Here is a 13,258-nt window from a genome sequence, read left to right on the forward strand (position 1 = left end):
GTCGCACCGGTGCGCCGGCGCACCGGTGCGACCCGATCCCGAAGCTGAGATGCCGGCTGGCGTCTCGGTCCAGCCGTACCTGTTCGGGGTCGGGGAACACCGCGGGGTCGTGGTTCGCGGCGACCCACGGGATCAGTACCCGGTCGCCCTGGTGCATCGGACAGCCGCCGACCTCGACGTCCTGGGTGACCGTGCGCGCCATCGACTGCGACGGGGCGAAGGCGCGCAGGAACTCCTCGGTCGCGGTGTCCAGCAGATCGGGGGAGTCGATCAGCCTCTGGCGCTGCTCGGGGTGGCGGGCGAGGTGGACGAGCGTCGATCCGGTCAGGGAGGTGGTGGTGTCGACGCCACCGGCGATGAGCAGGCCGATCACCGACACCAGCTCGTCCTCGCCGAAGTCGCTGCCGTCACCGCGCCGGCCGGCCACCAGCGCGCTGACCGCGTCGGCCCGTGGCGCGGAGCGGCGCTCGGCGATCAGCTCGCGGATGCGCTGATCCATGTAGGCCAGTCCGGCGGCCCCGCGCTCGGCGCGCTCGCTGCCCGCCGCTGCGGCGAAGATGTCGTGGATCGGCCCCGCCAGCTTCGCCCAGTCCTCCTCGGGGAATCCGAGCCAGTCCAAGGTCACCGCCGCCGGCAGCGGGTTGGTGAGGTCACGGACGAAGTCGCAGGAGCCGAGCTCGACGAAGTCGTCGACGACGCGGGCGGCGTGGCGCTCGATCATGGGCACCAGCCGCTCTATCGCCTCCGGGGTGAGCAGCGGGTTGATCAGTTGCCGGTACTCGGTCGACCGCGGCGGGTCGAGCTCGATCGGATACTGGTCGAGCCCCGGTCCCTTGGGGATGACGATGCCGACGCCCTGGCCGCCGTGGTCGCTGCGGGCCGAGGAGAACGTCTCGTCGTCGCGGGCGATGCGGGCCACGTCGGCATACCGCGTGGTGTAGGTGAAGCCGCCGTAGGCGGCGGAACGGCCTACCGGGCAGGACTCGCGCAAGCGCGCGTAGTAGGCGACCGGATCGGCGTTGGCCTCGTCGGAGTGGTGGTCGAAGTCGATGTCGGCGGACATGGTGGGCACGCTCCACGTGCTCGTGTCTTCTGCGCGGTGTTGTCCGGCCGCGCCACCGGATGTCTGTGCCTCATCGGCGTCGGCCCACCCTAAGGTGCTGCCGCCGTGTGCGACAACGCCTCTTGGACGACGTTTCAGAAGGTCAGCACGGTTTTGCCGCAGAAGGTCAGTACGGCATTGCCTCAGAAGGTCAGCACAGCTTTGCCGACCGAGCCGGACCGGACCGCCGCGACGGCCTCGTTGATCTGCTCGAACGGGAAGTAGGTGATCATCTTCTCGACCGGGAACCGGCCCTTGGCGTTCAGTTCGAGCAGCTGAGGCAGGAATACCTGCGGCAGGCTGGACCCGCCGATGATGCCGGTGACGCTGCGCCCGTTGAGGATGCTGCGCCAGTCGAAGCTCATCGACTCGCTCGGCCCGACGCCGATGACCCCGGCGCGGCCGAGCGGCCCGAGAGACTCCACCGCGGTACGCAGGACGTCCTCGCGCCCGGTCGTGTCGATCACGAAGTCGAACCCCTCGGGGACGAGGGCGGCCAACTGCTCGGCCGCCGGCCCGGCCGAGGAGTCGACGGTGTGCGTGGCGCCGAAACCGCGGGCAGCCTCCAGCTTGGCCGGGTTCACGTCGACGGCGGCGACGACCGCGCAGCCGCTCAGCGAGGCCGCGATGATGGCGGCCACACCGACAGCCCCCGCCCCGAAGACGGCGATCGACGAGCCGGGGCGCGGCTGCAGCACATTGAGCACGCCCCCGGCGCCGGTCTGGAAGCCGCAGCCGAAGGGCCCGGCCCGCAGCAGGTCCAACGCCGGGTCGATCCGGACGACCGCCCGCTCCGGTGCGACGACGTGGCTGGCGAACGACGACTGGCCCAGGAAGTGGGCGTTGACCTCGCGCCCCTCATGGGTCACCGCGGTGGAGCCGTCGGGGCGGCGGCCGGAGAAGTTCACCGCGTCGAAGCCGCGGCAGTAGGCCGGCGAGCCGGTGCGGCACAGCGTGCACGTGCCGCACGACGCGAAGGACATGGTGACGGTGTCGCCCGGGCGCAGGGAGGTGACGTGCGCGCCGACCTTCTCGACGACGCCCGACCCCTCGTGCCCGAGCAGCGCCGGCGTGGGGAAGAAGGTGGCGAACTCGAGGTCGGTGCCGCAAATGCCGACGCCGGCGACGCGGACGAGCACCTCGTCGGGGCGGGGCTCCTCCAGATCCACCTCGGTCAGGACGAATGGCTGTCCGGCTTGCTCCAGCAGAGCGGCGGTGGCACGCACCAGGCCTCCTCGGTGACTCACATAGCGAGATCGCATATTGACATGCGTGACAGGGTCGGTCAAGGTTCACGTATGGCTGCTGTTGACTTCCCTTCTTCCCAGCACTTCATCGACGGCGAGTGGGTTACGGCCCGCGATGGCGGCACCCTGGACATCGTCGATCCGGCCACCCAGCAGGTGATCACCAAGGTGGCACTGTCGGGCGGAGCCGATGTGGACGACGCGGTCGCCGCGGCGCGCCGCGCCTCCCCTGGCTGGGCGGCGACCAACCCCACCGAGCGCGGGGCACTGATCCGGCGCTGGGCCGACCTGATCCTCGCCGACGTCGAGGCGCTGGCGGCCGTCGAGGCGAGGGACGTGGGCAAGCCGCTGTCCGGGGGCCGGGCGAACATGTACATCGCCCACGACATCATCAACTACTTCGCGGGCGCGGCCGACAAGCTCACCGGGGTCACGCTGCCCACCCGCAGCCCCGACTACCTCGGCTACACGGTTCCCGAGCCGTACGGCGTGTGCGCCGTGGTCATCCCGTGGAACGTGCCTGCCGTGCTCATGGCCGCGAACGTCGCGCCGGCGCTCGCCGCGGGCAACACGGTCGTCCTCAAGCCGTCCGAGATCGCGCCGCTGGCCCCGTTCGCCCTCGCCGAACTCGCCCGCCGCGCCGGCTTCCCGCAGGGGGTGCTCAACGTCGTCGCGGGCGGCCCCCAGGCGGGCGCCGCCCTGACCTCGCACCCGGGCGTCGACCACATCAGCTTCGTCGGCTCCACCGCCACCGGGCGGGCGATCATGACGGCCGCCGCGCAGAACCTCGTACCGGTGAAGCTCGAACTCGGCGGCAAATCGCCGAACGTGCTGTTCGCCGACGCAGATATGGACACGGCGATCGAGGCGGTCGTCGCCTCGATCACCGAGAACGCGGGGCAGAACTGCTATGCCGGTTCCCGGCTGCTCGTCGAGGGAACGGTGCACGACGAGGTCGTGGAGCGGGTCGCCGCCGCCATGGCCGCGGTCAAGACCGGGCCCTGGGGCGCCGACCTGGACATGGGACCGCTGGTCAGCGCCGCGCAGTTCGCCCGCGTCAGCGGCTTCCTCGAGGGCGCGCCTCGCGAGGGCGCGCGGCTGGTCACCGGTGGCGCACCCACCGGCGACGGGTGGTTCGTCCAGCCGACCGTGTACGACCGTGTGGACGCGGGCATGCGCGTCGCCCGCGAGGAGGTCTTCGGTCCGGTCCTCGCCGTCCAGTCGTTCCGCGACACGGCCGAGGCGACCGAGCTGATGAACGCGACGGACTTCGGCCTGCTGGCCTGCATCTGGACCAACGACGTCTCCCGGGCACTGCGGCTGGCGAAGGACGTCCGCTCCGGGCAGGTGGCGGTCAACCAGTTCCACGACGCCGGAGTGATCGGCTTCCCGTTCAACATGCAGAAGGACAGCGGGTTCAGCCGGGGCGGCGGGTACGGAGCGCTGCGCGAGTACACCCAGGAGAAGGGCGTGGCCATCCGGCTGCTGGCCGGCTGAGACTCGACACCATGGGAACCATCGCCGGAGCGTGGTCCGGACCGGCCCGGGAGAGGGCGGGGCCAGAGGCCGAACCCGCCCTGCTGGAACGGGAATTGACCGAGGCCGTGCTCGCCGGGGCCGCGCGATCGGACGTGCTCCGGGCGCTTGGCCGGGCGACCGGCGGGCATGTGCGCCTGCTGTCCGCAGAGGGCATGCCGCTGGCGTCCACCGACGGCGGCTCAGGAGTGCCGGCCGCGGTGGCGGACGGCGTGCTCGCCGGCGTCGCCGGACCGGTGGTCGACACGCTTGACGGACTGCGGGTCACGGCGCTGCCCGTGCGTGCAGGCACGACAGTGGCCGGTGTGCTGTTGACCGTCGGTCCCGGCGATCCGCGCGTGCAGGCGCTGGCCGGTGCCGCCGTCACCGCGCTCCTCATCGACGCCGTGCGCGCAGGGGACGGCTCTGCCGAGGTCGCGCCGCAGTACACACCGCCCGACGTCGTCGCCGCGCTGCGGTGCGGGACGGTGAGCCCTTCGGTGGGGGCGGCGGCCGCATAACTGGGGATCGATCTGCAGCGACCGCCGGCCGGTGCCGTACTGCACTACAGCGGCTCCCGCTTGCGCGCCTGGTCCACCGCCCTCGCCTGGCTGGAGCACCCGGTGCAGCAGGAGGCGCGCACGGCGTGGACGGTGGTGCCGGGCGAGGTGGTGCTCGCCCGCCTGCGAAGCCGGCTGTGCCTGATGACCGGCGACGAAGCCGCCGGTGACCACGTCGTCGCGGCGAGCGGCTCCCACCCCGACTCACCGATCGGTCTGGCCCGGTCCTTCACCGAGGCCGAACGGCTGCTCGGCCTGGCCCGGAGCCGGCGCGTCCCGCTGCTCACCTTCGGCCGCTGCGGGGTGGTCCAGGTGCTGTTGTCCCTGCCACGCGTGGAGCTCGAGGCGTACGCCGAAGCGCACCTCGGGCCGATCCGGCAGCGTCCGGAACTGATGGCCACTCTGCGTGCCTGGCTGGCCGAGCGGGGCAGCAGGCAAAGCGTCTCCGAACAGCTCCATCTCCACCGCAACTCGGTGGGCTACCGGGTTCGCCAGATCAAGACACTCCTCGGCACGGACCCGCTGCTTCCGGCCGCCTCGGCGCAGTTGCATCTGGCGCTCGCGGCGCTCGACCTGCTTGCCGCCGACGACCAGCGGCTGCGCGGCGACGACGAGCCGGCTTCCGCGGGGCACTGAACCACCCTTCGCTGCGCCGCCGGGATGGCGCGGCGCATGCCTCCGCACCGGCTTCCAGCCGGCCGTTTCCTGCGCCGTGAGTCTTACGAGTAGGCGAAACGTCGACGAAACCAAGTTGTTCCAGCGGAGCGTTGACAGCGCTGGTTGGCATAGGCAGAGTGGCCTCACAATACGTTCCACCGCCTCGCAATGCGAGACGGCTGAGGTGAGGAGGGCCGCGGTGCGAGCGATGGTGCAGACCGATTTCGGGGGAACCGAGGTCGTGTCCCTGCAGGAAGTCCCGGAGCCGGTGTGCGGTGCGCGCGACGTCGTCGTCGAGGTCGCGTACTGCGGGCTGAACCGGCTGGACCTGCTGCAGCGCCAAGGGCCGGGCCTGATCCCCGGCTTTCGCCTACCGCACGTGCCGGGCATGGACTTCGCCGGAACGGTGGCGGCGACCGGATCCGCGGTCAGCTCGGTTGTCCCCGGCGACCGGGTCATCGCCGATCCCACCCAGGGCTGCGGCAACTGCCCGCGCTGCTCGGTGGGCGACCGGGCGTACTGCGTCAGCCCGCGCATCCTCGGCGGCAACACCCCCGGCGCGCTGGCTGAATACGTACTGGCATCTGCCGAATCGATCGTCAGGGTCCCCCAATCCCTGCCGCTGGCCGCGGCCGTCACCCTGCCCACCGCCTTCGCCACGGCGTGGCACGCGGTGCACACCGTCGGAGCACTGGACGCCGGTGAGACCCTCGTCGTGCACGCGGCCGCCAGTCCCGTCAGCCTGGCGGCCATCGCGCTGGCCAAGCAGGCCGGTGCCTCGGTCGTCGCGTTCGCGAGCAGCGACGCGAAGCTGGCCGCGGCCCGCGCGGCCGGCGCGGACCTGGCCCTGCGCAACGACGAACCTGACCCGGTGAAAGCGGTGACCGCCTTCACCGACGGCGCCGGAGCGGACCTGGTCCTGGACCACGTCGGGGCCGACACCTGGCGCACCTCACTGGACTGCCTCGGCATTGGCGGGCGTCTGCTGCTGCTGGGCAACACCAGCGGTGACGAGGTCTCGTTCTCGCTCAGAGAGGTCTTCCACCGCGGCCTCAAACTGCTGGGCGCCGGCGGCTACACCTCAGCCGACTTCGTCGCCGCCACGTCAGCCTGCTTCGCCGACCTCCTGCACCTGCCTACCGCCGCCCGGTTCCCGCTCGAGGATCTCGCCGACGCCTGGGACGTGCTCGACGCCCGCGACACCATCGGCAAGGTCGTGATCGCGCCATGACCGACCTGCTCATCGTGGGCGGCGACATCGTCACCATGGACCCCGCGCGGCGGGTACTCACCGGCGCGACGGTCGCCGTGTCAGGGGACAGCATCGCCGCGCTCGGCACGGCCGAGGACCTGCGCGCCCGCTTCCCCGGTGCACAGGAGATCGACGCGTCGGGCTGTGTCGTCATCCCGGGCCTCGTCGACGCCCACCAGCACACCACCGTCGACCCCCTCGTGCGCAGCACCATCCCCGATCACATCAGCTCACAGGAGTCGATCTTCGACTGGATCGTCCCGCTGCACGCCCACGCCGACGGTGACGACGACGAACTGGCCGCGACCATCACCGCCGTCGAGTGCCTGTCCCGAGGCATCACCACAGTGCTGGAGCCGGGCACGGTGGCCTACCCGGAACGGGTCGCCGCAGGGCTCGCCGCCGCGGGGATCCGCGCGCGGGTCGGCGGCTGGGGCTGGGACGCCGAGGGCGTGCCGTTCGGTGCGCCCGCCGACGAGGTGCTCGCCCGGCAGGAGGACATCGTCCGGTCCCTGCCGGTCACCGGGCCGGTCACCGGGTGGGTGACGCTCGTCGGCCACGACCTCGCCAGCGACGAACTCTTCACCGGAGCGGCGAGCCTGGCCGAGCGGCTCGATGTCGGACTGACCTGGCACGTCTCGCCCGGTCCCGCCGACGTCGAGGCCTACGCCAAGCGCTGCGCCCGGCGACCGGTGGTCCACTTCGGCGAGCTGGGAGTACTCGGCCCGCGACTGCTGCTGGGGCACGCAGTGTGGCTCGACGACGCGGAGGTCGACGCGATCCTCGAGACCCGTACCGCGGTCGCCGCCTGCCCGGGGGCGTACCTGCGTCTCGCCCAGGGATATACCCGCGCGTCGCGCCACGCCGAACTGGTGCGCCGGGGTGGCCGGGTGGCACTGGGCTGCGACGCCCACAACGCCGGCGACGCCCCGGACGTCCTCCTGGCCGCCTACCTGTTCGCCGGCCTCGAACGCGACCGCGACCTGCCCGACCCGATCCGCGCCGAGCAGGCGTTCGCACTCGCGACGGTCGACGGCGCCGAGGCGATCGGTCTCGGCGAGCGGACCGGCTCCCTCGAGGTCGGCAAGGCCGCCGACCTCGTCGTGCTCGACGCCGGCGACCCCGCCTGGATGCCCCGCGGCGATCTGGCCCGCCAGCTCGTATGGGGCCACGTATCGCGCACCGTCCGTGACGTGCTGGTCGACGGCCGCGTGGTCGTCCGCGACCGGCGACCGACCGGCATCGACCTCGCCGCCGTCGCCGAGGCCGCCGCCGAGCGATCCGCCGCCCTCCTGCGGCGCGCCGGCATCACGCCCCGCCCGACCTGGCCGACAAAGCCGGCGGGCACCCCGTAAAGGAGACCACCCGTTGAACGTCATCGACATGTCCGGACGCTCCCCAGCCCAGAAGCAGGGCCTGCTCTCGCAACTGGTGGTACCGCGGCCGATCGCGATGATCACCACGCTCGACCCGGACGGAGGGGTCAACGTCGCACCGTACAGCTACTACATGCCGGTCAGCGGCGAACCGCCGCTGATCGCGGTCACCATCGGCGCCCAGCGCGAGGCGACTCCGGAGCCGAAGGACACCTGGCTCAACATCGAGCGCACGGGCGAGTTCGTCGTCAACGTCACCACCGCCGAAATCGCCGAGCACATCGAGGCGGTGGCCCGCGAGTATCCCCGCGGCGTCAGCGAGATGGACGTCGCCGACTGGCGGTCGGTGCCCTCACAGGTCGTCGACACGCCGTCGCTGGCCGACAGCCCCGCGCATCTGGAGTGCCGGGTGCACGAGGTCATCGACCGCGGCGACCACACATCCTGCTTCTCGGGCGTGCACATCCTGCTCGCCGAGGTCGTCTGCATCACCACCGACGACTCGATCATGTCCGCCCCGGGCCGCGTCGACCCCACCCAGGTACGAGCGGTGGGGCGGATGGGTTTCCCGTGGTTCGTCACCGCGGGTGAGCAGTCCATCTTCCACCAGGAGCGGATCGCCTACGCCGAGCTCGGCCGGGCCGGCACATCCGCCAATTGACCTCCCCGACTTAACCACCCCCCGACTCACCACCGCCTCGACGAGGCGGTGCCACCCAGCGAACGGAACCTCACCATGACTGCAGGTAGATCTCTCTGGCGTTGTCGGGCGGCGCTCGGCCTCGCCCTCACCGGAGTCCTCGCGCTCTCCGGCTGCGCCGACAACGACGCGACGGCACCCAAGACGACCGCCGCGGCGAGCGGCGGCAGCGGCGGCTCGGGCCTCAACGAACCCGACGTCAACGGCGACGGCAAGGTCGTCGTCGGTGTCCTCAGCCCCGGAGACATCAACGACCACGGCTACTACGAGAGCTTCGTCGACTCGGCGGACGCCTTCGCCAAGGAAAAGGGCTGGAAGGTCATCAAGCGCGGCAGCGTGCCCGCGAGCGACGCGCTCAGCGCCGCACGCGCGCTGTGCCAGCAGCACGTCGACATGGTCGCGCTCGCCGCCAGCGAGCTCAAGGCCGCCATCCCGGCCTCCGAGGAGCCGGTCTGCGCCAAGACCGCGTGGTACGTGCCGTCGTCGGCGAACATCGACCAGACGCCGCGGATCATGCTGTCCTCCGACAACCCCAACCAGTCGATGCTCGCCGCCGGCTACGCCGCGGGCCTGAAGATGAAGGCGGCCGGCTACACCAAGGCCGGGTTCGTCACCGGCATCAAGGCCGACTTCAGTGTCCTCGGAGCCAAGGCCTTCCTGGCCGGGATCCGGGAGGTTGTCCCCAAGGCCACCCTGGTGAGCACCTACACCGGTGACTTCAACGACTCGGCGAAGGCCAAGGAGGCCATTCAGGCCCAGATCAGCCAGGGTGCCAAGGTCATCTACCCCTACCTCGGGGGTGCGACCGACGCCGCGGCGCAGGTGGCGAACGCCAAGGGCGTGCTGACACTCACCCCGGGCACCGACCGGTGCGACTCGACCAGCCCGAAGTTCGACATCTCGGTGATCTTCAGCCCGGGTGACTACTTCCGCGCCGCGCTGGAGGACTTCGCGAAGGACGACCTGAAGATGGGCACGCCGCGCGTGTGGCAGCTGGGCGTCGACCCCTTCCCGACCGTCAAGATCTGCAAGGGCCAGGGCGACGAGGACCAGCAGCTGGCGGAGTTCATGAAGAAGATCGGCAGCAAGGAGATCGACCCGGAGTCCGAGGTCAAGCGCCTCGGCTGACCGTGCCGACACCGACCCAGGAGAGTCACACGCGATGACACCCACGACCTCAGCGGCTCGGATCCTCGAGCTGCGTGGCATCACCAAGTCCTACGGGTCCGTCACGGCCTGCGACGCCGTGGACCTCACCGTCGACGCCGGCGAGATCCACGGTCTCCTGGGCGAGAACGGGGCAGGCAAGTCCAGTCTCATGAAGGTTCTCCTCGGGCTGATCCGGCGCGACGCCGGCACCGTGCTGGTGCGCGGCGAACAGGTCGCGCTGGACAGCCCACAGGAAGCGGCCGAGCTGGGCATCGGCATGGTGCACCAGCACTTCAGCCTCATCAGCGGGCTCACCGTGTGGGAGAACGTCGCACTCGGCGACACCGGCGCGGTGAACAAGCAGGCCATCTGCGCCGACATCGCCGAGGTCGCCGCACGGTACGGGCTGCCGGTCGACCCCGAGGCGCGCGTCGACGCGCTCTCGGCGGGCGAGCGGCAGCGCGTCGAGGTGGTCAAGTGTCTGCGGCGCAACCCGCAGATCCTGATCCTCGACGAGCCCACCTCGGTGCTGACCCAGGCCGAGTCGCAGGAACTGTTCGCCGTGCTCGGCCGGGTGGTGCAGGAGGAGGGGCGCGCGGTCATCCTCATCAGCCACAAGCTCGCCGAGATCGTGCAGGCCACGGACCGGGTGACGGTCCTGCGCAAGGGCCGTGTCGCCTTCCGGGCGGTCACCGCCGAGACCACCGCGCCGGAACTGGCCCGCCAGATGGTGGGCCGGGACGTGTCGCTGCACGAGGAGGGAGCCGCCCTCGGCCTGCTGCCGGTCAACACGACCCGCACGGGCCAGGGCGGGGCACACGACCGGCCCCCGCCCGTCCTGCGCTTGGCTCAACTGACCGTCGAAAAAGGCGGGGTGAATGTCCTTCAAGATGTCGACCTGACCGTGGGCGCGGGCGAGATCTGCGCCCTCTACGGTGTCGAAGGCAGCGGCCAGGCGGTGCTCGGCGAGGTACTGGCCGGGCTTCTCGCGCCGACCGCCGGCACCGTCGAGGTCGCCGGACGCAGGGTCGACGTGAGCCGACCCGGCGCGCTCGGGAAGGCGGGTCTGGGCATCGTGCCGGAGGACCGTCACCAAAGCGGCGTCGTCCTGGACATGAGTGTCACCGAAAACCTGACCATGAAGTCGCTCGACAAGCTCAGCGGCCGGTTCCTGCTGCGCCGGCGCGCGATGCACGCCGAAGCCCGTCGCCTCGCCGACGAGTTCAACATCATCGCGCCCTCGCTCGACGCGCCGGTGCGCAGCCTCTCCGGAGGCAACCAGCAACGCGTCGTCCTCGCCCGGGAACTGTCCGGTCACACCAGCGTCCTGGTGGCCGCGCAGCCCACCCACGGGCTGGACGTCGGCGCCATCGAGGACATGTACGCCCGGCTGCGCCAGGCGGCCGCGGACGGCGTCGGAGTGCTGCTCATCTCCACCGAACTCGAGGAAGTCATGGCCCTTGCAACCTGGATCGCGGTGATCTCGTCCGGGCGGATCACCGGAGCACTCCCCGTCTCGGAGGCGACCCCCGAGCGACTGGGCATGCTGGTCGGCGGTGAGGCCGCATGAGTGCCGCCTCGCTGACGAACGGGGACGCCCTCGCCCGGCGCTTTCTCGCCCGGCTCCGGCCCGGGCGCGGCGGCTGGATGACGGCGGGCCTGACCGCCGTGCTGGTCGCCGTCGCCGCGGGCGCCTCCGCGCTGCTGCTCGTGCTGACCGGTGGTTCGCCGAGTGCTTCGGCCGACGCGATATGGACCGGGAGTCTGGCCGACGCCACGGGATGGACGACGACGCTGCTCAACGCGGCGCCTTTGCTGCTGGTCGCGGTCGGTGCGTGTATCTGCGCGTCGGCCGGCATGTTCAACATCGGCCAGGAGGGGCAGGTGCTCATCGGCGGCCTGTTCGGAGCCTGGGTCGGACTGCGGCTGGCCGTGCCCGGCCCGATGCTGGTCGTCGTGGTGCTCATCGCTGCGGCCGTCGGCGGTGGCGCCTGGGCCGCGCTCAGCGCGATGATGCTCCGCCTGCGCGGCGTCAACGTCCCGGTGAGCACCCTGCTGATGACGTTTCTGGCCATCCAGCTCGTCACGTTCGCGGTCAGCACGCCGTGGCTGCAGGAGAGCGCGCAGGGTTCCTCGGGCATCGCCGACGCGGCGTCCAACCCCCTGCCGGCAGGCGCCCAGCTCGGCGGCTTCGGGCAGTACCCGTCGGTGCGGTGGAACATCGGCCTGTTCATCGCCTTGGCTGCCGCGGCCGGCGTCGCCGTGGTCCTCACCCGCAGCCGGTGGGGCTTTCGGGTGCGCATGCTCGGACTGAATCCGTTGACGGCCAAGCACACCGGTGTGAGGGTGGCCGCGCTCGGTGGTTTCACCCTGGCCCTGTCCGGTGCCTTCGCCGGACTGGCGGGCGGGCTGCTGCTGGTCAGCCCGGTCGGCACCAACCGGCTGCAGGCCGGGCTCTCGGACAACTTCGGCTGGGACGGCCTGCTCGTCGCGCTCGTCGCACGCAACCGGCCCCTAATCGCGATCCCGGTGTCGCTGGTGTTCGCCGTGCTGCGTGCGGGCGGCGACTTCCTCTCGGCCACGGGCGTGCCGTACTACCTCGTCGATGTCGTCAAAGCACTGCTGGTCCTCGCGTTCGTCGCGCCGCCCGTCCTCATCGATCTCTTCAGCAGGCGTCGCGGTGCCACCCCGCAGGCGGCGCCCGACCTGTCCGTCGTCCCGACCAAGGTGAAGGCAGCCGCGTGAGCGTTCTGGACAGCACCACCACCATTCTCGCCAGCGGTGTCCGGCTGACCGTGCCCCTGGCGTTCGCCGCCTGCGGTGAGTACGTGGCCGAGCGCGCCGGCACGATGAACATCTCCGTCGAGGCGATGATGCTCGGCGCCGCGTTCACCTCGATCGCCACCGCGAGCGCGACCGGCAGCGCCAGCGTCGGTCTCGTTGCCGGAGTCGTCACAGGCCTCGTCCTGGGCTTCGTGCACGGCAACCTGTCCCACCGGGCGCAGATCAACACCTTCGTCGTCGGCCTGGTGCTGAACGCGCTGGTGCTCGGGCTGACGAGCTACCTGATCACGACGAACGAGTTCGTCTCGCACCAGGTCCACATGCTGTCGATCCCACTGCTGCAGGACATCCCGCTCCTCGGCAAGCCGCTGTTCTCCGAACGCTGGCCCGCCTTCCTGCTGCTCGCGCTGATACCGCTCACCTGGTGGCTGGTGGAGCGCAGCCGCTGGGGCCTGGAACTGCGGGCGGTGGGGGAGAACCCCCAGGCCGCCGACGTCACGGGCATCAAGGTGAACATGCGGCGCCGGCAGGCTCTGCTGTGGTGCGGCGCACTGGCCGGACTCGGTGGCGCGTACCTCGCGGTCGGCGAGGTCGGATCGTTCAACCAGAACATGACCGCCGGGCGCGGATACATCGTCATCGCCGCGGTGATCTTCGGGGCGTGGCGGCTCGGCCGGACCATGCTCGGCTGCCTGGTCTTCGGCCTCTCCGACGCGATGCGCCTCGCGCTCCCGGCGCTCGGCGTCACCCTCAACGCCCAACTGCTCGTCGCGGCCCCGTACCTGCTCGCGCTCCTGGCCATGCTGCTGTTCACCACCCAGCACCGGGAACCCGGCGCGCTCGGCCGGCCCTTCGAGCGTGGGTCGACGTGACGGCCCAGGTCTGGCGAGGACGGACGCCGGTGCCGCGAACACGC

At 71.2% G+C, this 13,258-nt stretch carries 12 protein-coding genes; 10 read left to right on the forward strand and 2 right to left on the reverse strand.

Annotation, left to right across the window (positions count from 1 at the left end; all coding sequences use genetic code 11):
- Nucleotides 1–1,063: cytochrome P450 (locus tag ACTWQR_RS38095; RefSeq protein WP_443231826.1), on the reverse strand; the 1,063-nt coding region annotated here is incomplete at its 3' end.
- 182 nt (nucleotides 1,064–1,245) lie between these two features.
- On the reverse strand, nucleotides 1,246–2,328 hold the full coding sequence (locus ACTWQR_RS38100) for an NAD(P)-dependent alcohol dehydrogenase (RefSeq protein ID WP_443231827.1): 1,083 nt from the start codon (nucleotides 2,326–2,328) through the stop codon (nucleotides 1,246–1,248).
- A 72-nt stretch (nucleotides 2,329–2,400) separates the two neighbouring features.
- On the opposite strand from ACTWQR_RS38100, the gene ACTWQR_RS38105 reads away from it, so the two are divergent.
- The 10 genes from ACTWQR_RS38105 (at nucleotide 2,401) to ACTWQR_RS38150 (ending at nucleotide 13,214) form a co-directional block, all read left to right on the forward strand.
- The gene (locus tag ACTWQR_RS38105) at nucleotides 2,401–3,846 is read left to right on the forward strand and encodes an aldehyde dehydrogenase family protein (protein ID WP_443231828.1); all 1,446 of its coding nucleotides are present in this window, start codon (nucleotides 2,401–2,403) and stop codon (nucleotides 3,844–3,846) included.
- An 11-nt stretch (nucleotides 3,847–3,857) separates the two neighbouring features.
- On the forward strand, nucleotides 3,858–4,385 hold the full coding sequence (locus ACTWQR_RS38110) for a hypothetical protein (protein WP_443231829.1): 528 nt from the start codon (nucleotides 3,858–3,860) through the stop codon (nucleotides 4,383–4,385).
- A gap of 60 nt (nucleotides 4,386–4,445) precedes the next feature.
- A complete protein-coding gene (locus tag ACTWQR_RS38115; RefSeq protein ID WP_443231830.1) occupies nucleotides 4,446–5,060 on the forward strand; it encodes a PucR family transcriptional regulator in 615 nt (204 codons plus the stop codon).
- Nucleotides 5,061–5,289: 229 nt separating this feature from the next.
- Complete coding sequence (locus ACTWQR_RS38120) at nucleotides 5,290–6,312, forward strand: zinc-binding dehydrogenase (RefSeq protein ID WP_443231831.1); 1,023 nt, start codon at nucleotides 5,290–5,292, stop codon at nucleotides 6,310–6,312.
- Nucleotides 6,309–7,688, forward strand: a complete 1,380-nt coding sequence (locus ACTWQR_RS38125) for an amidohydrolase family protein (RefSeq protein ID WP_443231832.1) — start codon at nucleotides 6,309–6,311, stop codon at nucleotides 7,686–7,688. Before ACTWQR_RS38120 ends, ACTWQR_RS38125 begins: the two co-directional genes overlap by 4 nt.
- Nucleotides 7,689–7,701: 13 nt before the next feature.
- Nucleotides 7,702–8,370, forward strand: a complete 669-nt coding sequence (locus ACTWQR_RS38130) for a flavin reductase family protein (protein WP_443231833.1) — start codon at nucleotides 7,702–7,704, stop codon at nucleotides 8,368–8,370.
- Nucleotides 8,371–8,445: 75 nt separating this feature from the next.
- Nucleotides 8,446–9,537: a BMP family ABC transporter substrate-binding protein gene (locus ACTWQR_RS38135; protein ID WP_443231834.1), complete on the forward strand. Its 1,092-nt coding sequence runs from the start codon at nucleotides 8,446–8,448 to the stop codon at nucleotides 9,535–9,537.
- Between the two features lie 34 nt (nucleotides 9,538–9,571).
- Nucleotides 9,572–11,128 carry an ABC transporter ATP-binding protein gene (locus ACTWQR_RS38140; RefSeq protein WP_443231835.1) on the forward strand — a complete coding sequence of 519 codons (1,557 nt, stop codon included), beginning with the start codon at nucleotides 9,572–9,574 and terminating at the stop codon, nucleotides 11,126–11,128.
- The gene (locus ACTWQR_RS38145; protein ID WP_443231836.1) at nucleotides 11,125–12,303 is read left to right on the forward strand and encodes an ABC transporter permease; all 1,179 of its coding nucleotides are present in this window, start codon (nucleotides 11,125–11,127) and stop codon (nucleotides 12,301–12,303) included. The genes ACTWQR_RS38140 and ACTWQR_RS38145 overlap by 4 nt, the downstream gene beginning before the upstream one ends.
- The gene (locus tag ACTWQR_RS38150) at nucleotides 12,300–13,214 is read left to right on the forward strand and encodes an ABC transporter permease (RefSeq protein ID WP_443231837.1); all 915 of its coding nucleotides are present in this window, start codon (nucleotides 12,300–12,302) and stop codon (nucleotides 13,212–13,214) included. The genes ACTWQR_RS38145 and ACTWQR_RS38150 overlap by 4 nt, the downstream gene beginning before the upstream one ends.
- The last annotated feature ends 44 nt before the right edge of the window (nucleotides 13,215–13,258 follow it).

The organism is Streptomyces sp. 2A115, assembly GCF_052245575.1.
GTDB lineage: Bacteria > Actinomycetota > Actinomycetes > Streptomycetales > Streptomycetaceae > Streptomyces.

Coding starts and splice junctions, on each gene's coding strand:
- ACTWQR_RS38120 (WP_443231831.1), top strand. CDS start 5,290: ATGGTGCAGACCGATTTCGGGGGAACCGAGGTCGTGTCCCTGCAGGAA.
- ACTWQR_RS38145 (WP_443231836.1), top strand. CDS start 11,125: ATGAGTGCCGCCTCGCTGACGAACGGGGACGCCCTCGCCCGGCGCTTT.
- ACTWQR_RS38105 (WP_443231828.1), top strand. CDS start 2,401: ATGGCTGCTGTTGACTTCCCTTCTTCCCAGCACTTCATCGACGGCGAG.
- ACTWQR_RS38135 (WP_443231834.1), top strand. CDS start 8,446: ATGACTGCAGGTAGATCTCTCTGGCGTTGTCGGGCGGCGCTCGGCCTC.
- ACTWQR_RS38125 (WP_443231832.1), top strand. CDS start 6,309: ATGACCGACCTGCTCATCGTGGGCGGCGACATCGTCACCATGGACCCC.
- ACTWQR_RS38140 (WP_443231835.1), top strand. CDS start 9,572: ATGACACCCACGACCTCAGCGGCTCGGATCCTCGAGCTGCGTGGCATC.
- ACTWQR_RS38110 (WP_443231829.1), top strand. CDS start 3,858: ATGGGAACCATCGCCGGAGCGTGGTCCGGACCGGCCCGGGAGAGGGCG.